At 73.6% G+C, this 21,327-nt stretch carries 18 protein-coding genes; 9 read left to right on the top strand and 9 right to left on the bottom strand.

The window, feature by feature from the left end; all coding sequences use genetic code 11:
* Window positions 1–30 precede the first annotated feature (30 nt).
* From ACZ6BG_RS01900 to ACZ6BG_RS01880, 5 genes are all read left to right on the top strand, one after another.
* Entirely contained in the window at window positions 31–1,194 is a 1,164-nt protein-coding gene (locus tag ACZ6BG_RS01900) for an NAD(P)/FAD-dependent oxidoreductase (protein WP_468997834.1), read from the top strand.
* A gap of 143 nt (window positions 1,195–1,337) precedes the next feature.
* Window positions 1,338–1,703, top strand: a complete 366-nt coding sequence (locus tag ACZ6BG_RS01895) for an Rv2175c family DNA-binding protein (RefSeq protein ID WP_289951915.1) — start codon at window positions 1,338–1,340, stop codon at window positions 1,701–1,703.
* 71 nt (window positions 1,704–1,774) lie between these two features.
* Window positions 1,775–2,446: a thiamine phosphate synthase gene (gene thiE / locus ACZ6BG_RS01890; RefSeq protein WP_468995475.1), complete on the top strand. Its 672-nt coding sequence runs from the start codon at window positions 1,775–1,777 to the stop codon at window positions 2,444–2,446.
* Between the two features lie 159 nt (window positions 2,447–2,605).
* Complete coding sequence (gene metF, locus ACZ6BG_RS01885) at window positions 2,606–3,526, top strand: methylenetetrahydrofolate reductase [NAD(P)H] (protein WP_468995471.1); 921 nt, start codon at window positions 2,606–2,608, stop codon at window positions 3,524–3,526.
* Window positions 3,527–3,571: 45 nt separating this feature from the next.
* Window positions 3,572–4,483 (top strand): hypothetical protein, encoded by a 912-nt coding sequence (locus ACZ6BG_RS01880; RefSeq protein WP_468995468.1) that lies wholly within the window; start codon window positions 3,572–3,574, stop codon window positions 4,481–4,483.
* Between the two features lie 190 nt (window positions 4,484–4,673).
* On the opposite strand, the gene ACZ6BG_RS01875 is transcribed toward ACZ6BG_RS01880, so the two are convergent.
* From ACZ6BG_RS01875 to ACZ6BG_RS01855, 5 genes are all read right to left on the bottom strand, one after another.
* Complete coding sequence (locus ACZ6BG_RS01875) at window positions 4,674–6,251, bottom strand: phytoene desaturase family protein (RefSeq protein ID WP_468995463.1); 1,578 nt, start codon at window positions 6,249–6,251, stop codon at window positions 4,674–4,676.
* 221 nt (window positions 6,252–6,472) lie between these two features.
* A complete protein-coding gene (locus ACZ6BG_RS01870) occupies window positions 6,473–7,102 on the bottom strand; it encodes a DUF4126 domain-containing protein (protein WP_468995459.1) in 630 nt (209 codons plus the stop codon).
* A gap of 389 nt (window positions 7,103–7,491) precedes the next feature.
* On the bottom strand, window positions 7,492–8,109 hold the full coding sequence (locus ACZ6BG_RS01865) for a TetR/AcrR family transcriptional regulator (protein WP_468995455.1): 618 nt from the start codon (window positions 8,107–8,109) through the stop codon (window positions 7,492–7,494).
* Between the two features lie 29 nt (window positions 8,110–8,138).
* Entirely contained in the window at window positions 8,139–10,223 is a 2,085-nt protein-coding gene (locus tag ACZ6BG_RS01860; RefSeq protein WP_468995452.1) for a YhgE/Pip family protein, read from the bottom strand.
* Window positions 10,195–11,043 carry an ATP-binding cassette domain-containing protein gene (locus tag ACZ6BG_RS01855; RefSeq protein ID WP_468995449.1) on the bottom strand — a complete coding sequence of 283 codons (849 nt, stop codon included), beginning with the start codon at window positions 11,041–11,043 and terminating at the stop codon, window positions 10,195–10,197. Before ACZ6BG_RS01855 ends, ACZ6BG_RS01860 begins: the two co-directional genes overlap by 29 nt.
* A gap of 186 nt (window positions 11,044–11,229) precedes the next feature.
* Here ACZ6BG_RS01855 and ACZ6BG_RS01850 point away from each other — a divergent pair, with 186 nt between their 5' ends.
* The 3 genes from ACZ6BG_RS01850 (at window position 11,230) to ACZ6BG_RS01840 (ending at window position 13,824) form a co-directional block, all read left to right on the top strand.
* Window positions 11,230–11,757 carry an SAV_6107 family HEPN domain-containing protein gene (locus ACZ6BG_RS01850; RefSeq protein WP_385725207.1) on the top strand — a complete coding sequence of 176 codons (528 nt, stop codon included), beginning with the start codon at window positions 11,230–11,232 and terminating at the stop codon, window positions 11,755–11,757.
* Window positions 11,758–12,240: 483 nt separating this feature from the next.
* Window positions 12,241–13,101 carry a class I SAM-dependent methyltransferase gene (locus ACZ6BG_RS01845; RefSeq protein WP_468995444.1) on the top strand — a complete coding sequence of 287 codons (861 nt, stop codon included), beginning with the start codon at window positions 12,241–12,243 and terminating at the stop codon, window positions 13,099–13,101.
* A gap of 300 nt (window positions 13,102–13,401) precedes the next feature.
* Window positions 13,402–13,824, top strand: coding sequence for a DUF3040 domain-containing protein (locus ACZ6BG_RS01840; protein WP_030363026.1), 423 nt, complete (start codon window positions 13,402–13,404; stop codon window positions 13,822–13,824).
* A gap of 339 nt (window positions 13,825–14,163) precedes the next feature.
* On the opposite strand, the gene ACZ6BG_RS01835 is transcribed toward ACZ6BG_RS01840, so the two are convergent.
* The 4 genes from ACZ6BG_RS01835 to ACZ6BG_RS01820 form a co-directional block, all read right to left on the bottom strand.
* Window positions 14,164–16,578 (bottom strand): transglutaminase TgpA family protein, encoded by a 2,415-nt coding sequence (locus ACZ6BG_RS01835; protein ID WP_468995439.1) that lies wholly within the window; start codon window positions 16,576–16,578, stop codon window positions 14,164–14,166.
* Window positions 16,579–16,684: 106 nt separating this feature from the next.
* Window positions 16,685–18,049: a DUF58 domain-containing protein gene (locus ACZ6BG_RS01830; protein WP_468995436.1), complete on the bottom strand. Its 1,365-nt coding sequence runs from the start codon at window positions 18,047–18,049 to the stop codon at window positions 16,685–16,687.
* Complete coding sequence (locus tag ACZ6BG_RS01825; RefSeq protein WP_030363029.1) at window positions 18,049–19,065, bottom strand: AAA family ATPase; 1,017 nt, start codon at window positions 19,063–19,065, stop codon at window positions 18,049–18,051. The genes ACZ6BG_RS01830 and ACZ6BG_RS01825 overlap by 1 nt, the downstream gene beginning before the upstream one ends.
* A gap of 254 nt (window positions 19,066–19,319) precedes the next feature.
* Window positions 19,320–19,883 carry a beta-class carbonic anhydrase gene (locus ACZ6BG_RS01820; protein ID WP_468995433.1) on the bottom strand — a complete coding sequence of 188 codons (564 nt, stop codon included), beginning with the start codon at window positions 19,881–19,883 and terminating at the stop codon, window positions 19,320–19,322.
* A gap of 462 nt (window positions 19,884–20,345) precedes the next feature.
* On the opposite strand from ACZ6BG_RS01820, the gene rsmH reads away from it, so the two are divergent.
* Entirely contained in the window at window positions 20,346–21,302 is a 957-nt protein-coding gene (rsmH, locus tag ACZ6BG_RS01815; RefSeq protein ID WP_468995430.1) for a 16S rRNA (cytosine(1402)-N(4))-methyltransferase RsmH, read from the top strand.
* Window positions 21,303–21,327 lie beyond the last annotated feature (25 nt).

The raw sequence follows: 21,327 nt of genomic DNA, 5'->3' as shown, positions 1-21,327 counted from the left end.
GGGCGGCGCGTCGTGATCGTCGGCGCCGGGATGGCCGGGGTGCAGTCCGCCGTGGCGCTGCGCGAGCAGGGGTTCACGGGCACGGTCACGCTGATCGGCGCGGAGCCCCATCAGCCGTACGACAGGCCGCCGCTGTCGAAGGCGGTGCTCCTCGGCAAGGCGGAGGGCTCGGCCTTCGACATCGACTTCGAGGCCCTCGGCGTCGAACTGCGGCTCGGTGTCGACGTCACCGGCGTCCGCCCCGCCGACCATGAACTGGACACCGAGGCGGGCCCGGTCGCGTACGACAGCCTGGTCCTCGCGACCGGTGCCGAACCGATCCGCCTGCCCGGCTCCGAGGGCGTCCCCGGCGTGCACCTCCTGCGCACCCTCGACGACGCCGAGCGGCTGCGGCCCGTCCTCGCCGAACAGCACGACGTCGTGGTCGTCGGCGCGGGCTGGATCGGCGCCGAGTTCGCCACGGCGGCCCGGGAGGCGGGCTGCTCGGTGACCGTGGTGGAGGCCGCCGACCGGCCGCTCGCGGACGCGCTGCCCGCCGAGGTCGCGGCGCCGATGACGGCCTGGTACGCGGACGCGGGCGCCGAACTGCGCACCCACGCGCGCGTGGAGCGCGTCGAGCCCGGCGCGGTGTTCCTCGACGACGGCACGCGGCTGCCCGCGGGCGCCGTCGTCGTCGGCATCGGCGCGCGGCCCGCGACGGCGTGGCTCGCGGGCTCCGGCATCGCGCTCGGCGCCCACCACGAGGTGCTCGCCGACGACCGTCTGCGCACGTCCGCGGCCGACGTGTACGCGGTCGGCGACTGCGCGTCCTTCCCCTCGCGGCGGTACGGCGAGCGGCTGCTCGTGCACCACTGGGACAACGCCGTCCAGGGGCCGCGCACGGTCGCCGCCGGCATCGTCGGCGAGAGCCCGACGGCGTACGACCCCGTCCCGTACTTCTGGTCCGAGCAGTTCGGCCGCTTCGTCCAGTACGCGGGGCATCACGCGCCCGGCGACGAGCTGATCCGGCGCGGCGACCCCGCGACCCCCGCCTGGTCGGTCTGCTGGCTCCGCGACGGCGCCCTGACCGCCCTCCTGGCGGTGGGCCGCCCGCGCGACCTGGCCCAGGGCCGCAAACTGATCGAATCAGCAACCCCCATGAACCCGACGCTGATGGCAGACCCGTCGGTCCCGCTCAAGAAGGCCACGGCCTGATCGCCGCGTCTGCTGTGGGCAGCCCCGGGTTCCAGCCCGCCTCAAGGGCCACGCAGACCGCCAATACCCCCATGGGGCACCGTGGGGCGCAAGGGCCCCCACCCCCGCTACCGGCCCCCGGCCAGAAATGGCACGCTTGATCCGTGACCGAGATTGACGCAAAGACCGATGCTCTCGTCCCCGCCTGGCTGCACCTCCCCGACATCGCAGAGATGCTCGACGTGGAGGTGACGCGCGTGCGCCAGCTGGTCAAGGAGGGCCAGCTGATCGCCGTGCGCCGCGGTGAGAACCGCACGCTGCAGGTGCCCGCCGCCTTCATCGACGGCGACAAGGTGGTCAAGGGCCTCGTAGGCACCCTGACGCTCCTGCGGGACGACGGCTTCACCGACGAAGAGGCACTGGAGTGGCTCTTCACTCCCGACCCGACCCTGCCCGGCACCCCCGCGCAGGCCCTGAGCGAGAATCGCGGGACGGAGGTGAAGCGCCGCGCGCAGGCGCTCGCCGTCTGACCTGAAACAACCGTCCGGTGTACGGGCCGCGGCCGCGGCCCGTACATCACCGACACGGGGGGGACCCCTTCATGGCCACCGACACGGCGCGCGCCTCCGCGCGCGCCCGGCTCGCCGACGCCCTGCTCTATCTGTGCGTCGACGCGCGCAAGCGCCAGGGGGACCTCCCCGAGTTCCTCGACGCCGTCCTCGCGGGCGGCGTCGACATCGTGCAGCTGCGCGACAAGGGCATGGAGGCCGCCGAGGAGCTCGAGCACCTCCAGGTCTTCGCGGACGCCTGCCGCCGGCACGGCAAGCTCCTCGCGGTGAACGACCGCGCGGACGTCGCCCACGCCGTCGGTGCCGACGTGCTGCATCTGGGCCAGGGCGACCTGCCCGTGCCCGCGGCCCGCGCCATCCTCGGCGCCACCAGCGACGACGTCCTGATCGGCCGCTCCACGCACGCCGAGCACGAGGCCGCCGCGGCCGCCGTCCAGGAGGGCGTGGACTACTTCTGCACGGGCCCGTGCTGGCCGACCCCCACGAAGCCGGGCCGCCACGCCCCGGGCCTCGACCTGGTCCGGTACACGGCCGCGCTCGGCACCGACCGCCCCTGGTTCGCGATCGGCGGCATCGACGCGGGCAATCTGGACGAGGTCATCGAGGCGGGCGCGCGCCGGGTGGTGGTCGTCCGCGCCATCACGGAGGCGGACGACCCCGGCGCCGCCGCCGCGGACTTCGCGAAGCGCCTGCGTACGGTCTGACGGCGACCGTGCCCGCACTCCTGTGCGCCCGCCCCCGTATGCGTACGCCTGTTTGAGCAACACCCCCATGGTGTCCGATGCGTGGACAACAAACCGACTAACGGGACAAATGACCAATGTGCGGTTGGGTGACCGGCCCAGCCTGGCTAACCTGCCGGTATGGCCCTAGGCACTGCTTCCACCAGGACTGACCGCGCACGCACCGTGCGTGACATGCTCGCGACCGGCAAGACCACGTACTCGTTCGAGTTCTCGGCGCCGAAGACCCCCAAGGGCGAGCGGATCCTCTGGAACTCGCTGCGCCGGGTCGAGGCCGTCGCGCCCAGCTTCGTCTCCGTGACGTACGGTGCCGGCGGCTCCACGCGCGCGGGCACGGTGCGCGAGACCCAGCAGATCGTCGCCGATTCGACGCTGACGCCCGTCGCCCACCTCACCGCCGTCGACCACTCCGTCGCCGAACTGCGCAACATCATCGGGCAGTACGCGGACGCCGGGATCCGCAACATGCTCGCGCTGCGCGGCGACCCGCCCGGCGACCCGATGGGCGACTGGGTCAAGCACCCCGAGGGGCTGACCTACGCCGCCGAACTGGTACGCCTCATCAAGGAGTCCGGCGACTTCTGCGTGGGCGTCGCCGCCTTCCCTGCGATGCACCCCCGCTCGGACACCTGGGAGGCCGACGTCGCGCACTTCGTCGACAAGTGCCGCGCGGGCGCCGACTACGCGATCACCCAGATGTTCTTCCACCCGGAGGAATACCTGCGCCTGCGCGACCGCGTCGAGGCGGCCGGCTGCGGGACACCGATCATCCCGGAGATCATGCCGGTGACGAATGTGCGCCAACTGGAGCGATTGCCGCAGCTCAGCAACGCGGACTTCCCGCCGGAACTGAAAGAGCGGATCCTCAGGTCCAAAGACGATCCCGCCGCTGTACGCTCCATTGGCATCGAGTTCGCGACGGAGTTCTGCGCGCGGCTGCTGGCCGAGGGAGTGCCGGGGCTGCACTTCATCACCTTGAACAACTCCACGGCGACGCTGGAGATCTACGAAAACCTGGGCCTGCACCACCAGCAGGCCTGACCGGTCGTACCCCTGGGGCCGCGGCCGCAGGGGAGAGGGGCGTACATGGGCTGGACGGTCCTCTACATCGCGTTCGGCGGAGTCGCGCTGTGGCTGCTCGGCGAAGTGCTGCTGCAGTACAAGGCGCGGCTGCGCTGGCGGTTGCTGGCGTTCGTCGGCTTCCTCGGTGTGGTCATCGGCGTCCTGATGCCGTCGGTGGTGGTCATCGCCATCGGCGCGATCGCGTTCGCCACCGGGCAGACGTATGTGACGCTGTCGTTCCGCCGGGGCTTCTCCACGGGCTGGGCGCTCGGCGGCCAGCCGGGCGCGAGCAAGCGCCGCAAGACGGTCTCCCGTGGCGCCCCCGCGGAGCCGACGCTCCAGGTCTCCGACCTGGAGTACGACGCGGCCGCCGCCGAGACGGGACCGCCCGCCTCCGACGTCCTTGAGCAGCAGGCCTCCGGACCCGGGGTGTACGAGCCCGAGCCCATGCCCGACGACACCGGGCAGTACGGCGTCTACAGCGAGGCGGCCTACGCCGAGGCCACCGCCGGTGACGGCTACGGCTTCGACGCCTACCCGCCGTACGACCCGCAGGGCGCCCCGGCACAGGGCGAGCAGCAGGACCCGCTGCACTTCGCCTACGGAGACACCGGCGAGCAGCACTACGCCGCCTACTCCGACCCGTACATCGGCCCGCAGACCTACGGCGCGGAGCCGGGCTACGACACCTACGCGGACCCGCAGCCGTACGCCCCTTACGGGGGCGACACCTACGGGGGCTACCAGGACACCCCGCCCGGCGGCGTCTGGGTCCCGCACCAGCGCACGAGCGAGCCCGCGCCGCCCTACGGCGCGGAACTCCCGCCCGAGCAGCCCGGCTACCCGCCCTTCCAGGGCGAGGGGCTGCCGCCGGAGACCGGGGGCCAGTTCGGCTATGAGCCCGGGGTCAATGGGGAGCAGCAGTACCGGTACTGAGGTCGGTGGTACTGGTACCGGTACGGAGGTCGGTCGGCGGTGCTGGTGCGGGGACCGGTGCCGGTCCGGTCGGCGGTGCTGGTCCGGTCACGGGTACCGGTCCGGTCGCCTGTACTGGTCCGGTCACGGGTACCGGCCCGGGGTGACAGCGCCCAGCCGGGTCCTGCCGCCCCCTCCCGCCGGTCCGCGCTCACTGTGAGCCGCGGAACTCGGGTCCCTCCACGATGAGTCCGGCGGCCAGCGTGCCCGACATGCCCGCGTGCGGCAGGCCGCCGCCGGGGTGCGACCAGCCGCCGACCGCGTAGAGCCCCGCCACGGCCGTGCTGTTGGCCGGGTGCAGCCGTCGTCCGGCCGCGGCGGCGAGGACGGGGGCCGGGACCGCGCCGCCGTCGGCGCCCGTCGCCTCGGCCACCTGCGCGGGCGTGCGGACCTCGTGCCACAGGCGGCGGTCGTCCAGGCCGGGGACCACCGTGGCCGCGCGGGCGATCAGCCGCCGCACGTCCGCGTCGGTGACCTCGGCGCCCGCCGGGACCACGGCGGTCAGCGTCACGGCTTCGTGCTCCGCGTCCGGCGTGGACGTCGGGTCGTCCGGGCGCAGGACCGTGAGGGTCGGGGTGGAGGGGAGGGCCGGGGAGCCGCTGCCGTCGTGGGCGGGGCGGGAGCCGCCGGTGCTCCCGGGAGCGTCCGGGGGCCCGGAGACGGGAGCGTCGGGGGTCCCGAAGAGACGGTCCAGTTCGTCCGCGCGGTCCGTGGTGTGCAGCACCGTCCGGTGCGCCGTGCCCTCGGGGCGGGCGCCGCGCAGGGCGAGCAGGACGGTGAGGCGGCTGGGGAGCCCGGACTGCGGGGGCACGTCCTGGGGGGCGCGGGCGGCCGTGCCGGACAGCATCGCGTCCAGCGCGCCGGGCGCCACCCCGGCCACCACGAAGTCCGCGTCCACGGCGGTCCCGTCCGCCAGCTCGACGCCCGTCGCGCGCCCGTCCTTCTCCACGATCCGCACGACGGCCGACCCGAACGCGAACTCGACCTTGCGCGCGCGGCACCGCTCGTACACGGCGGTCGCGAGGGCCCGCATGCCGCCGCGCGCGGACCAGGTGCCGAAGGTCTGCTCCAGATAGGGCAAGACGGCCGCGCTCGCCGGGGCCGTGCGCGGATCCAGGCCGCGTACCAGCGCGAAGTGCTCCAGGAGCGCGGTCAGCCGGGGCTCGCCGCCCAGCTCGAACTCGGCGACCTGGGCGAGCGTGGCCGCGCGCCGCTCGCGGCGCAGCAGGCGCTTCCGGGCGACCGAGGGGTAGGGCTCGCGCTCCGCGAGCACCTGCCAGTTCGGCCACAGGGGCTCTTCCAGGAGCGGGCGGCGGGTGCGGTCCCAGGCCTCCCGCGCGCGGTTCATGAACGCCGCCCAGCGCGCGCCCGAGCCCGCGCCTAGCGCGCTGTCCAGGGCCTCGCCGACGCCCGCGCGGGAGGCGTTCGGCAGCTCCGCGGCCGTGCCGTCGGCGAAGACGTGGCGGACTGCGGGCTCGACCTGGGACAGCTCGACGCAGTCCTCCAGGGGCTGCTTGCCCGTCTTCACGAACAGGTCGCGGTAGACCGCGGGCAGGTGCAGCAGGGCCGGGCCCGTGTCGAAGCCGAAGCCGTCGCGCTCCACGCGGCCGAGCGCGCCGCCGTACGTCCCCGCGCGCTCGTGCACCACCACCTGGTGGCCCGCCACGGCCAGCCGGGCGGCGGCCGTCATGGCGCCCATCCCGGCGCCGATCACCACAATCCGTGCCATGCCAGGGACTTTATCGGCACCCACTGACAGCGCCGTCGGGTGCCCGGGGCGGCCCGGGTGCCCAGGTCGGCGCGGTGGGCCAGGTCGGCCCGGTGGGCCAGGTCGGCCCGGTGGGCCAGTGCGGTCGGCGGGCGCGAGCTCGCTCCGGTGGCGCCAGGATCAGCCCGGCGTGTGCCAGGATCAGCCCGGCGTGTGCCAGAGCAGCCAGGCGAGCGCCCGGATCAGCCCGGCGGGTGCCGAGATCCATCTGGTGGCCGCCCCGCCGCCACCCTCCGCTCCTCCCGCCGCTGCGCCCTGCGCCGCAGGAACCGCCGGATCCGGTGCGCGAGGAACAGCAGCAGCACGATCCCCGCGACGAGCAGTACGGCCGCGATGATCGCCGCGGCCTCGGGGTGGAACATCGCGAAGCTGACGATCCCGCCGACCCCGAGGTCCTCGGCGGTGCTCAGGACGAGGTTGCTGAACGGCTCGGGGGAGGTGTTGACCGCCATCCGCGTCCCGGCCTTGACGGCGTGGCTCGCGAGGGCCGTCGACCCGCCGACCGCGCCCGCCGCCACGTCCGACAGCGACCCGCTCTGCCCGGCGAGCAGCGCGCCCACCACCGCCCCGGACACCGGCCGGATGACGGTGTGCGCGGCGTCCCACACCGAGTCCACGTAAGGGATCTTGTCGGCGACGGCCTCGCAGGCGAAGAGCACGCCCGCGGTGATGAGCACTCCGGGGCTCTGCAGCGACTCCGGGACCTCGTCGGACAGGCCCGTGGCCCCGAAGACACCGAGGAGCAGGATCACCGCGTAGGCGTTGATCCCGCTGGCCCAGCCACTGGTGAACACCAGGGGGAGTACGGACACGGCGTGATCGTAACCAGCGGGGCGCGATCCGGCCTGGGCACGGACACCCACGTCTGAGTATCCGTACCTAGGCACGGAGATGAGTACGCGCGCGGATGGGACCCGACCTGCGGGGACGGGAGAGTGAGGGCACGGAGAAGGGCGCGGCACCGGAACCGCCGACACGGGGCGGCGGAATCGGGCGGCGCCCTTGGCCGCTCCTCCCGCCTCGCCCGTGGTGGGAGCGAGGCGCGGGGGCGAACGGGGGACGACCACGGGGGTCGCGCGGGGGAATGCGACAAGCGCCGGTCCGGTGGGGCCTGGGACATCCAGGCTCCACCGGACCGGCGTCGCGCGACGACTGCGAACGGGTGAACGAGGCCCCAAGAAGGCCCGCCGCCCGCCGCTACTCACCTGCCGCCGCTCACCCGCCCCTGCAGCAGCCGTGACAGCGCCGCGTGCACGTCGTCGAGTGAGCGCTCCGGCTGGAACGACTGCCAGTCGAGCGCCGCCACCAGGACCATCCCGACCAGGGCGGCCGCCGTCAGCGGGATGTCGATCTCCTCGCTCAGCTCACCGCTCTCCACGCCCGCGCGCAGCACGTCCTCGACCACCGCCACGGCCTGCTGGCGCACCACCATGAGCGTGGACTGCCAGGCGCGGTTCGTGCGCCACAGCTCGGCGACGTACAGCTGGGTGAAGGCCGGATAGCGGTCGATGAAGACGAGGCCCGCGCGGATCATCGCGTCCAGGGCGTCGACCTTGCGGCCGCCCTCCTGGGCGGCCTCGTCGGCGGCCTGCTTCAGGGATGCGGTGAGCAGGCCCACGCCGTGCCGCAGCAGCTCTTCGAAGAGGACCGATTTGCTGGCGAAGTTGTAGTAGACCGTGCCTTTCGCGACGCCCGCCCGCTCGGCGATCTCGTCAACTGTCGTGGCGGAGAAACCCTGTTCCGCGATGAGGGTGACGGCGGCTTCGTAGAGCTTCTGCCGCGTGGCCTCGCGCCGCGAGCTGCTCGCACTGCTTTCCATGAGCTTGATTTTCACAGGTTCCGCGGCGTTCACAGGCTCAGCTCCGGATGCAGCCGGTCCAGGGTCCACACCTGCTTGCGGCGCGCGGAGACGGCGGTGAGCGCCAGCGCGCCCGCGGTGAAGGCCGCGAGCACCGCGCACGCCGTCCACACCGGTCCGAGGCCGCCGCCCGTGATGAGCCGCCGCAGGGCGTCGACGACGTGCGTCATCGGCAGGTACGGGTGGATCGCGCCGAAGAACGTCGGGCTCGTCTGCACCGGGTACGTGCCGCCCGCGGAGGTCAACTGGAGCATCAGGAGGGCGAGGACGAGGATGCGTCCGGCCGCTCCGAAGCGCGCGTTCAGCCACTGCACGATCGCCGCGAAGCAGCCCGTCACCAGGATCAGGAAGCCGATCGTCCCGGCCGCCCGCTCCATCTGAAGGCCGAGGCGCCAGTGCAGGACCGACATCAGCGCCGCCACTTGCAGCGTGCCGAGGGCGGCGACGGGGAGCCAGCCCGCGAGCGCGATGCGCCAGGCGGGGGCGCCCGCGGCGAGCGCGCGCCGGTTGAGCGGCTGGATCAGCATGTACGCCACCATCGCGCCGACCCACAGGGACAGCGGGATGAAATACGGGGCGAAGCCCGTGCCGTAGTTGGGCGCCTTGTGCAGCGACTGCGAGGCGAGCTGCACCGGGTCGGCCATGACGTCCGTGCGCCGGTCGCGGTCCTGCTTGTCGTAGTCGGGGATCTTCTTGACGCCGTCGTGCAGGCCGCCCGCGAGCTCCTGGGAGCCGTCGGCCAGCTTGAACATGCCGCCGTCGAGGTCGGTCGCGCCCGTCTTCAGCTTGTCGACGCCCGTGTCCAGGTCCGCGGCGCCGGTCTTGGCCGTGCCGAGGCCCGTGTGCAGCTTCTTGGCGCCCTTGGCGACGTCTCCGGCGCCCGTGTTGAGCGCGTTGACGTCCCTGACGGTCTTCTCCAGGTTCTCGTCCAGGTGCGGGGCGCGGTCGGCGAGGCCCTGGGCCTTCTTCTGGAGGGTGGCGAGGTTCGTGTCGAGGGTCTTCAGGTCGCCGTTCTGGTCCTTGACGAGCGTGTCGACGTCCCCGGCGACGGTCGAGACGTCGGCCGCGACCTCCTTGGCCTTCTTCAGCTTCGGGCACAGGGCGGGGGCGTCGGCGGCCTGCTGACACTGCTCTTCGTAGAGGCCGTTCAGAGCGGCCGACGCCTCCTTGGCCTTGGTCGCCGTCTTCGGGGCCTTCTCGACGAGGGTCTTCAGGTTGTGCCGCACCGCGCGGGAGGAGTCGGCGACGAGCTGGGCGCTGTCGCCGAGCACCTTGCCGTTGTCCTTCAGGTACGGCCGCACCTTGGCGGCGTCCCCGTTGACGCGGTCGGCCAGCTTCTGCGTGCCGTCCGCGACCCGGCGCGAGCCGTCCTCCAGGTCGCCCGCGCCGGTGTGCAGCTTCCGCACGCCCGAGGCGAGGTCCCCGCTGCCGTCCTTGGCGTTCTTCAGGCCGTCGACGAGGTCCTTGGAGCCCTTCTTCGCCTTGCCGATGCCGCCTTCGAGCTTGTCGGCGCCCTTGGCGGCCTTCTGCGTCTTGCCGTGGATGTCGGAGAACGAGATGAAGATCTTGTCCAGCATGTTCCGCGACGCCTTCGTGGAGGCGGCCGTGCGCACCTCGGAGAAGACCGTCCGTGAGATCTGTCCGACGATGTAGTTGTTGGCGTCGTTCGTACGGACCTTCAGAGCACCCGTCTCCGGCGCGTCACCGGAACTGGACCCCACCCGCTTGCTGAAGTCCGACGGCATCGTCAGCGACAGGTAGTACGTGCCGTCCTCGACGCCGTCGCGGGCCTCGGCGGCGCTCACCTCGTGCCAGTCGAAGGTCTTGCTGTCGAGCAGCCGCTCGGCGATGCCGTCGCCCGCCGTGAGCTTCTTGCCGTCGACGGTGGCGCCCTCGTCGTCGTTCACGAGGGCCACGGGGATCTTGTCCAGGCGGCCGTACGGGTCCCAGAAGGACCACAGGTACAGCGCGCCGTACAGCAGGGGCAGCAGCAGGAGCGCCACGAGGGCCGCGCGGGGCAGCCGGCCCCTGCCGAAGCGCTTGAGCTCAAGCGCGGCGAGCTTCGGCGACCGCATCGGCCGTCTCCTTGTCGTCGTCGGTGTCGCTGTCGGGGCCGTCGTTGTGGCCGGCCCCATCGGTCGTGTCGCGTACGTCGCCCGTATCGGCTGTACCGGCCGTGTCGCGGACGTCGGCCTCCGCGCGCGGGGCTGTCGATACGACGACCGCGTCCTCGGGGGCCTCGCTGCACACGGCCACGACGGTCGTGCCGTTCGCGGCGATGGACCTCAACAGGTCCCAGGCGGCCTCCCGTTCGGCGTCCGAGAGCTTGAGGTCGGTGTCGTCGACGCCGAGCAGCCGGGGCCGCGCGATCAGGGCGAGCGCCACGGAGAGCCGCAGCACTTCGAGCCGCTCCAGGTCGCGTACGGCGGTCCGGGAGCCCTTGGGCAGCGCCTCGACGTCGAGTCCGGCGGCCCGCAGCGCGGTGTCGATCCGCAGCCGGGACTCGGCCGCCCGCTCCGTGCGCGGCCGCAGAAGACCGCGCAGCGAGCCCTCGAACTGCCGCTCCAGGAAGGCCCGTTCCCGCAGGTGCTCGGCCACGGTCAGGGCGGGGTCGAGGTCGGTGACGCCCGGAACGGGGCCGAGCCCGCTGATCCGGCGCACGGCGGCCAACTGCTTGGGCAGCCGGTGGCGGCCGACGGTCGCCGTGCCCTCGGTGGAGCGCATCCGGCCCGTGAGGGCGAGCAGCAGACAGGTCCGGCCGGAGCCGGACGGCCCCTCGACCGCGATGAGCGACCCGGGCCCGGCCGTGATCCCCACGCCGCGGAACGCCCAGCCCCGCGGCCCCTTGAGCCCGAAGTCCGCCGCGCTGACGGCGGCGCCGTGCGGAGCGTCCACGGTCCCTCCTCGTCCGATTCCCCGGGGCCCGGCGGGCCCGAGTTTTTGAACTGACTGGTCAGTGCAAAAACTATCCCGAACCTTCGATCGAGGCAAAAGTGCTGGTCAGGGCGGATTGTCAGTGGCGTACTCCACGATGGGCACATACGGCCACTGCGCCGTCACTCAGACGACAGGAGGTTCGTCATGGCCAGTTCTCACGCCGCAGCCGCACGCCGGCGCCGCGCCCTCGGCCCTGCCCCCTCACTGACCGGTCCCGCGAGCGACGTCCACCCGGTGCTCCGCCGGGCTTCGGCCCCGCCCGCCGCCCTGGAACTGCTCGCCCAGGCCCGCGCCGGACTCGACGAGGCGGCCCACCTGGACACGTCGAACGAGCGCTACGCCACCGCCCACCTGGCCGCCCTGCGCACCGCGGCCGCGGTCCTCGCCGCCCGCGGCCGCCCCGAGCTCAACCCACGCCGCAGGCAGCGCATCCGGAGCGCCTGGGAAGTGCTCCCCGAGATAGCACCCGAACTGACCGAGTGGAGCGCCCTGTTCGCCTCCGGCGCCGCCCGCAGGGCCCGCGCCGAGGCGGGCATCGAGGGTGCCGCGACCGTCCGCGACGCCGACGACCTGCTGCGGGACGTGGCGATGTTCCTGCGCCTGGTCGAGCGCATGCTCGTCCTCCAACCCGTGCTGCCCCAGCCGAGGAAGGAGCCGCCGGACAGCGGCTGAGCGGAGGGGAGCGCGGGGGCCGAAGCGGAGGGGAGCCCGGGGTCGAGGCCGAGGGGCGGGGTGACGCCGAAGCGGAGGGGAAGCCGAGGCCGGGACCGGGGGAGTCCTGGGCCGAGGCCGAGGGCAGTCCGGGGCCGGGGTCGAGGGGAGTCCGGGGCCGAGGCCGAGGAGTATGGCGCGGCCGGGACCGAGGGGGCAGGCGCGGCCCGGACCGAGGGCCGGGGCGAGCCCGAAGCGGAGGGGCGGGACTGGGCCGAAGTCGAGGCGGAGGCCGCGGCTGAAGCCCGGGGCAAGGGCGCGGCTGAAGGCGGGGGAAGGGGGCGCGGCTGAAGGCGCCCCGACCCTCGCTGACCCGCGTGGAGGCACACGGACCGACCCGTGGGACGGATGACGGGGCACGGCCGCGAAGGCAATAGGGTGGAGGCGCCCGCACCCGAACAGCCCGCCGCACCCAGGCGGAGCCGCGCCGAGGAGTCAACTGCCGTGTCGGACCCGATGCGCCCGCCCGTCTCCCCCCGCCCCACGCAGACGGCGTCGCCGCGCTCCGACCCCCCTCGTCCGGGCGCCTCGCTGCGCACCGCCGTGGTCTGGGACGTCCTCAAGGACGCCCTCGACCGCCGGATCAAGGCCACGGGCCAGGAGCAGGACGCCGCGGCCGCCCTCGACGTGCTCGACACCGGCGGCGGCAGCGGCAACTTCGCCGTGCCCGTCGCCCGCCTCGGCCACCGCGTCACGGTCGTCGACCCCAGCCCGAACGCCCTGTTCGCCCTGGAGCGCCGCGCCGCCGAGGCCGGAGTCGCCGACCGCGTGCGCGGCGTGCAGGGCGATGTGCACGGCCTCTTCGACGTGGTCGAGCGCGGCGGGTACGACGCGGTGCTCTGCCACGGCGTCCTGGAGTACGTGGACGACCCGGCCGAGGGCGTGCGCAACGCCGTCAGCGCCCTGCGCCCCGGCGGTGTGCTCAGCCTGCTCGCCGCGGGCGTCGGCGGCGCCGTGCTCGCCCGCGCGCTCGCCGGACACTTCAGCGAGGCCCGCCGGGCCCTCGACGACCCGGCGGGACGCTGGGGCGAGGGCGACCCGGTGCCGCGCCGCTTCACCGCCGACCAGCTGACCGAACTGGTCGAGGGCGCGGGCCTGCACGTCGGCGCCGTGCACGGCGTGCGCGTCTTCGCCGACCTGGTCCCCGGCGTCCTCGTGGACACCGAGCCCGGCGCCCTGGAGGCGCTGCTCAAGCTCGAGGCCGCCGCCGCCGAGCTGTCCGCCTTCCACTCCGTGGCCACCCAGCTGCATGTGCTGGGCGAGACGGCGGGGGCGACAGCGGACACCGAGGCCGACGGGGCCTGAGCGCCGACCGGTGCCTGAGACCCCTGTGACGGCTGGGATCGGCTCGCTGATCAGCGACGCAGCCGCACATGGAGTACGCCACAGGCCCCCCGAACGGGCTACCGGCGCCGTATGATCGAGGGACACCGTCCGGCATGACGGACCGGCCGCTGGGGAATGCAGGCTTCAGCGACCCGGAGCGACCTGACGGTCCGGTTTGGCGAAGTTGGCGCAGAGGGGCGGGTTTCACGGGGGCGATTCCCTGCCTATCCTGAAGGGACCCCCCGGTCGCCCCGGCGACTGCACGATGAGGAGGACTCCGTGCCGCTCTCGGAGCACGAGCAGCGCATGCTCGAGCAGATGGAGCGAGCGCTGTACGCCGAAGATCCCAAGTTCGCGACAGCGCTTGAGGGAAGCGGGCTGCGTACGTACACCCGGAAGCGGGTCTACCAAGCGGTCGCGGGCTTCCTGGTGGGCATTGCCCTTCTCATGGCCGGAATGGTCGCCCAGCTGATCTGGGTGAGCGTAGTGGGCTTCCTCGTCATGCTGGGGTGTGCGGTGCTCGCCGTCACTGGTTGGCGCAAGGCGCCCAAGCCTGGAGAGCAGGCACCCGGAGCAGCGGCGGCCGCGGGCCCCGGTGCGCCACCCGGCCGCCGACAGCAGTCCCGGCAGCGCCGCTCCATGATGGACCGCATCGAACAGCGCTGGCAGCGCCGCAGGGACGAGCAGCAGGGCGGCCAGTAGCCCGTCCGGCCGCGCCCCGCGGGCGTATCCGCGCGGACGCACAGCGCCCCGTCGGCAGACGCCCTCGCGCCGACCTCCTCGACATACGTGTGGGGGGTGACCGAAACGTATCGGTCACCCCCCACACGTATGTCCGCGCCCGCCCGGCTGCCCGCGCCCCCCAGCACGCCGCCGCCAGCCGCCAGGCACGCCGCCGCCAGCTCCAGCACCGGAGCCGCCAGCCCCTGGCGCCGAGCCATCAGCACCCAATGGAGCGGCGCCCGGCCACGGACCGGGCGCCGCTCCATCTGCTCACACACGCCGGGGGATCGGATACTTCCGGCCCCCGGCAGGGGAGGCCTAGCCCCCCTGTCGCGCAGGCCTCCGCAGCGCCTCCCAGCGCCTGACCGCCCACTGCGACCAGCGGCTGCTCAGCGCCGCCCAGCGGTCCGACGCCGCCCACACCACCCGGGCGGCCGAACGCGGGGCGACCGTCGCCCGCAGCCGCGTCGTACGGCTCGCGGAGGCGCGCAGTCCGTCCCGCAGGCGTCGCACATCGTCGCCGAGACCCGGCGCGGGCTGCGGCCGGGGCGCGTACAGGACCTGCTCCACCGCGGCCGCCACCCGGTGCACCGACTCCGCGGGGCCCGTGCCGAGCCCGCCGACCCGGACGATCCGGGCGGCCGCCTTCCGCGGTGTCTGGGACTCGTCCGGAGCGATGCCGTGGTCCCAGGCGGTGTCGGTGACCTCCTGCCAGGCCGCCAGGGTCCGCGCGGCCGCGTCCGCCTCCGTGCGCCCGCCGCTCCCGAGCCGCACGGCGCGCACCCGGGCCCGCCACAGCATGGGCAGCGCCGGCACCACCAGGACGATCAGCGCGAGGAGTGTCCCGCCGACGATCCAGCCGAGCGGCGGCCCTTCGTCGTCGGAACCGCCCGCGAGCTGCGGCATCGCGCTCGTGCAGCCGCCCTGCTGCTGCAGGTCACGCGGGCAGTCCTGGGACTGCGAGGGCGTCGGCGACGGTGCCGTGGACGAGGACGGCTCGGGCACGGCCGACGCGTCGGAGTCCTCGGACGGGGTGTCCGGGCGGGTGTACTCGGGCACCGAGCCGCGGTTGGGCGTCGGCTCGAACCGGGTCCAGCCCACACCCTCGAAGTACAGCTCGGGCCACGCGTGGGCGTCCCGCAGGCCGACCGACATGGTGCCGTTGGACTGCGCGGAACCCGGGGTGAAGCCCACCGCGACGCGCGCCGGGATGCCGAGCGTGCGGGCCATCGACGCCATGGCGAAGGAGAAGTGGACGCAGAAGCCCTCCTTCTGGTCCAGGAAGCGGGCGATGGCGGACGGGCCGCTGCCCGCGCGGACCTGCGTGTTGTACGTGAAGCCGCCCTCCGAGGCGAACCAGTCCTGCAGCTTCACCGCCCGTTCGTAGTCGTTCGCCGACCCCTCGGTGACCTCCCGCGCGGTGGACGCCACCACCGACGGCAGCGAGCCGGGCACCTTGGTGAACTCCCGGGCCAGGTCCGGCCGCGGCGCGGGCGCCGACGCCAGCTGCTCGGCCGTCGGCTCCACCACCAGGCTGTTGACGCTGTACTGCGCGCCCCGGGTGGTCTGGCCGCGGTCCCCGACGAGGGCGCGGCCCACCGGCTCGTACCGCCAGCGTCCTTCGATGCGGACCTGGCTTGCCGGATAGGGCATCGGCAGCCAGTTCTGCGCGTAGCGGTCGTCGGCCGAGATGTTCGTCTGGATCTCGGTCCTGCGGACCTCGGGGGACAGGCCCGGCGGGTCCGGGAGCCGCGACGGCACATCCGAGATGTCCCGGACCGTGGTCCGCCAGGTCGTGCCGTCGAACTTGTCGAGCGAGACGATCCGCAGATACAGGTCCTGGGTGTTCTTGGCGTTCGTGCGGTACGAGATGACCTCGCGGTCCTCCGGCTGGTTCAGGCTGTCCTGGAGCGCGACCAGCGGGTTCACCGCGGAGATCGTGCCGCCCCCGCTCCCGTCGCCGCCGCCGGGCCCGTCCGAGCCGTCGAGCAGGCCCCCGTCGAGGGCGGGCAGCGCCAGCGGCACGACCAGGGCGATGCCGAGGGCGACGGCGCCGATGCGGCGGCCGGTGCGGACCGGGGCGATGGCGCCGCCGTCGGAGTCGAGCCCGGCCGAGACCCGCCCGGGGGCCTGGCCCGAGCCGCCGAAGACCCGCCCCCACTGCGAGAGCCGGTCCCGGCCCTCGGCGAGGAGCAGCAGCAGATATCCGGCCGCGGCGAGCAGGAACCACAGCCACCCGGCGCCGTCCCCGGAGAGCCCGGCCGCGACCGAGTACAGGGCGAGCAGCGGCAGCCCGGCCGGCGCGGCCGTGCGGAACGTCACCGCGAGGGCGTCCACCACCAGGCCCACCACGAGCACACCGCCGACCACCATCAGGCGGATGCCGTCGGTGAGCGGCGCCGGAATCGCGTACCGCCCCACGTCGTCGCCGCCCGCCTCGAGCAGCGTGCTGAAGTGCTGGAAGACCTCAGGACCCGGGATCACCCCGGCGATCGCCTGCTCCCGCGCGAACACCAGCGTCAGGAGCAGCAGCGTCACCAGGGCCTGCGCGGCCACCGTGACCGGCCGGGCCAGCGGGACCCGCCGGGCGAGCGCGCCGACCCCGCTCTGCAGCGCCAGCAGGATCGCCGCCTGGACGAGCCAGCCCGATGTGTCGACGAGCGGCAGCAGCGCGCCCGACGCCATCAGCGTGGCGGCGGTGGCACACAGCGCAAGCCGCGTACGCCCACTCATGAAGCACCCCCCGGGCTCACCGAGAACCCCTCGAAGTCGTACCGGCGGTCCCGGGGCCGCGTGCCCCCGGAGCCACCCTCGGGGTCACCCGCTCCCGGGCGCCCCCTCATGACCAGCCCCCGGCCGTCGTCCCCGCCGTCGGCGCGGGACCCGCGGTGGTGCGCAGGCGGTCCGCCTGCCGCCACAGGTCGACCAGGGCCACCCCCGGAGGCACCGCGACCGCCGTCCAGCCCGCCTCGTCGAGCAGCCGCACCGAGTGCTGCGCCGCCGCCGACGGCGCCGGTCCAGGGCCCTGGGACCAGGCCGCGCTGTCCAGGACGAAGGCGACCGCGGCGCCGCTGCGCTGGCGCATCTTGGCGATCACCGCGGCCTGCTCGTCGTCCAGGTCGCCGAGGAAGGCCACGAGCAGCCCCTCGTTCCCGCCGCGCAGCACGTCGTACGCGCGCGAGAGGCCCGCGCCGTCCGAGTGGTCGATGACGGCGAGCGTGTCCATCATGAGCCCGGCCGCGTCCGCCGACTCCTGGCTCGCGCCCGCGAAGCCGTCCGCGCCCTCGCCCGGGAGCGAGTTGCCGGTGTCCGTCAGGAGTCGTACCGAGAAGCCGCGTTCGAGCATGTGCACCAGCGCGGACGCGGTGCCCGCCACCGCCCACTCGAAGGCCGAGTCCGGGCCCGCGCCCTGGTAGGCGACGCCCCGGGTGTCCAGGAGCACCGTGCAGCGCGAGCGCTGCGGCTGCTCCTCGCGGCGCACCATCAGCTCGCCGTAGCGCGCGGTGGAGCGCCAGTGGACGCGGCGCAGGTCGTCGCCGTAGCGGTACCCGCGCGGGATGACGTCGTCCTCCCCGGCGAGCGCAAGCGAGCGGTGCCGTCCGTCGCCGTACCCCTTGGCCTCGCCGGTGAGCCGCACCGGCGGCAGCGCCTCCACGCGCGGGACGACCGTCAGGGTGTCGTACGTCGAGAAGGAGCGGGTCAGCTCGCACATGCCGAACGGGTCGGTCAGGCGCAGTTGGAGCGGTCCGAGCGGATAGCGGCCGCGCAGGTCCGAGCGCACCCGGTAGGACACCTCGCGGCGGCCGCCCGCCTCGACCCGGTCGAGCACGAAGCGAGGGCGCGGCCCGAGGACGTACGGCACCCGGTCCTGGAGCATCAGCAGGCCCGTGGGCAGCCGCGAGACGTTGTCCATCCGCAGGTGCACGCGCGCCTCCGAACCGGCGGGCACGCGCGCGGGGGAGAGGCGGCGGCTGCCCGCGACGCGGTAGCGGGTGCGGTAGAGCACGGCCGCGCACACCAGCGGGAGCACCGCGAGGAGCAGGCCGACCCGCAGCAGGTCGCTCTGGCCGAGGACGTAGGCGCACACGGCGGCGGCGATGCCCGCCGCGAAGAAGGAGCGGCCGCGGGTGGTCAGGCCGGCGAGCGCCGTGCGCAGGCCGCCCCGGTCGTCCTCGGCGCGCGCGGCAGGCCCCCCGGCGGCCATCACAGCCTCCGCGAGCCGGGCGGCTGGCCGAAGAAGCCCTGGCCGGGCTGCTGGGTCGCCGGGACGGGGGTGCGCTGGAGGATCTCGAGGACCACCGACTCGGCCGTGCGCCGGTTCAGCTGGGCCTGGGCCGTGGGCAGCAGGCGGTGGGCGAGGACCGCGACGGCGAGGGCCTGCACGTCGTCCGGCAGGGCGAACTCGCGGCCGCTGAGGGCGGCGGAGGCCTTGGCCGCGCGCAGCAGGTGCAGCGTCGCGCGCGGGGACGCGCCGAGGCGCAGGTCCGGGTGGCTGCGGGTGGCGGCGACCAGGTCGACGGCGTATCTGCGCACGGAGTCGGCGACGTGGACCGTGCGGACCGCGTCGATGAGCTTCACGATGTCGTGGGCGTGCGCCACCGGCTGGAGGTCGTCGAGCGGTGAGACGCCGCCGTGCACGTCCAGCATCTGCAGCTCGGCCTCCGGGGCCGGATAGCCGATCGAGACGCGGGCCATGAAACGGTCGCGCTGCGCCTCGGGCAGCGGGTAGGTGCCCTCCATCTCGACCGGGTTCTGCGTGGCCACCACCATGAAGGGGCTGGGCAGTTCGTACGTCTGCCCGTCGATGGTGACCTGGCGCTCCTCCATGGACTCCAGGAGCGCGGACTGCGTCTTCGGAGACGCGCGGTTGATCTCGTCGCCGATCACGATCTGCGCGAAGATCGCTCCCGGCTTGAACTCGAAGTCACGGCGCTGCTGGTCCCAGATGGACACGCCCGTGATGTCCGAAGGCAGCAGGTCCGGCGTGAACTGGATACGCCGCACCGAACAGTCGATGGACCGCGCGAGTGCCTTGGCGAGCATGGTCTTGCCCACGCCCGGCACATCCTCGATGAGCAGGTGCCCCTCCGCCAGGAGCACGGTCAGCGAAAGCCGTACGACCTCCGGCTTGCCCTCGATCACGCCCTCGACCGACCTGCGGACACGCTCCGCGGTCGTGGTCAGATCTGTGAGGCTCGCTCGATCGTCATAGGTCGTCACCCGGCCCTCCTCGGCCCTTCCCCACGCTCGGCAAGGAGCACGGGTTTCTTCATTTTCCCGGGCCGACGCTCGCGTGCGGACCGGCCCACCCCGAAACACGGACGCCACGCGTGAAAGGTTCAGCGCGACGCCACACACGCATTCTTGTTGGGCTTACCGGTTCGTGTCACTCGACTGTGGACAACTGGCGGCGATATGTCGGGGCTTGTCGCCTTTTGGGTACCGGAGATTGTCCGGTACCCAACAGACGACGGTCACGCAGGGTCGATCTCGCGGAGGAGCCCCGTCTTCACGTCGAACACGAATCCACGGACGTCGTCGGCGTGCAGGAGGAAGGGCGAGGTCCGCACGCGCTGCATGGACTGGCGCACGTCCTGGTCGACGTCGCGGAACGACTCCACCGCCCACGTCGGCCGCTGCCCGACCTCGTTCTCCAGGTCCTGCCGGAACTCCTCGGTGAGGGACTCCAGGCCGCAGCCGGTGTGGTGGATCAGGACCACGCTGCGGGTGCCGAGCGCCCGCTGGCTGATGGTCAGGGAACGGATCACGTCATCGGTGACCACACCGCCCGCGTTGCGGATCGTGTGGCAGTCGCCCAACTCCAGGCCGAGGGCGTCGTGCAGGTCGAGGCGGGCGTCCATGCAGGCGACCACGGCGACGCGCAGCACGGGGCGGGCGTCCATGCCCGGGTCGGTGAAATCGGCGGCGTATCGCTCGTTGGCCTCGACGAGGCGGTCGGTGACGGTGCCGTCTTCGTGTGTGTCGCTCGTGGGTATGGCGTCTTCGGAATTCGTGGGGAGTGATGCGGAAGTCGTCATGACTATGACGGTAGTGGTCACGTGCGGTGCGGGCCTGCGGTGAGAGCGGACAAAGAACGCCATAGGGCGTTGTTGTGAGGTAACCCACAGGGGCCCGGAGAGTGCGTCCGAACCGGTGACGCGGGACGCGTCCGAACCGGTGACGGCGCCGGACGACGGCTTCCCGGCCGGCCGGGCCGCGCCGCGCAGGCCGGTTGATTGACCGCGAGACAGGGTGGACTAAAGTGACGCGAAGCGGGAGTGGAGTCCGCTTCCGCTGGACCGGCCCGGAGCTTTTCCCCCGGACCGTTCCGGAGATTTCTTGAGTTCCCACGTGCGCGGCGCGTACGTACGGCTCGGCCTCCTCCCGCTCCCGGTCGGCCGACGCCCCTTCCCCGGCGCCGGCGGGCCGGATTCCCCTTCATGAGCGGGCGGGGACCCGGCTGTGCGGGCGCCGTCCGCGCCGGACCCTGAGAGGGTGCATTGAGTTCTGCCCGACATGTCCCGGTGATGCTCCAGCGGTGCCTGGACCTGTTGGCCCCGGCGCTCGCGGAGCCGGGAGCGGTGGTCGTCGACTGCACCCTCGGCCTCGGCGGCCACAGCGAGGCACTGCTCGCCGCCTTCCCCTCGGCCCGCCTCATCGCCCTGGACCGCGACAAGGAAGCGCTGCGCCTGTCCGGCGAGCGGCTCGCCCCCTACGGCGACCGGGCCACCCTGGTGCACGCGGTCTACGACGAGCTGCCCGACGTACTGCGGCGGCTCGGCGTCCCGCGCGTGCAGGGCGTCCTGTTCGACCTCGGGGTCTCCTCCATGCAGCTCGACGAGGCCGACCGAGGCTTCGCCTACGCCCAGGACGCCCCCCTCGACATGCGCATGGACCAGACGACCGGCATCAGCGCCGCCGAGGTCCTCAACACCTACCCCGCCGGTGAACTCGTGCGGATCCTGCGGGCGTACGGCGAGGAGAAGCAGGCCAAGCGGATCGTCTCCGCCGTCGTGCGCGAGCGCGACAAGGAGCCGTTCAGCAACAGCGCCCGGCTCGTCGAGCTGATCCGCGACTCCCTGCCGCAGGCCGCCAAGCGCACCGGCGGCAACCCGGCCAAGCGCACCTTCCAGGCCCTGCGCATCGAGGTCAACGGCGAGCTGAGCGTCCTGGAGCGGGCCATCCCCGACGCCGTGAAGGCGCTCGCCGTCGGCGGCCGCATCGCCGTCCTCTCGTACCACTCGCTGGAGGACCGCCTGGTCAAGCAGGTGTTCGCGGCGGGCGCCGCGACCACGGCGCCGCCCGGCCTGCCGATCGTGCCCGAGCAGTACCAGCCACGGCTCAAGCTGCTCACCCGCGGCGCCGAGCTGCCCACCGAGGAAGAGATCGCCGAGAACCGCCGGGCCGCTCCGGCACGGCTGCGGGGTGCGCTGCGCATCCGCGAGGAAGCCCTGTGAGCGGCCGCGGCGGGGAAGCCCCGTG

The sequence above is a fragment of the Streptomyces sp. NPDC041205 genome (genome assembly GCF_055591765.1).
The sequence above is the reverse complement of the archived record's forward strand: the minus strand, read 5'-3'. Positions and strand labels throughout refer to the sequence as shown.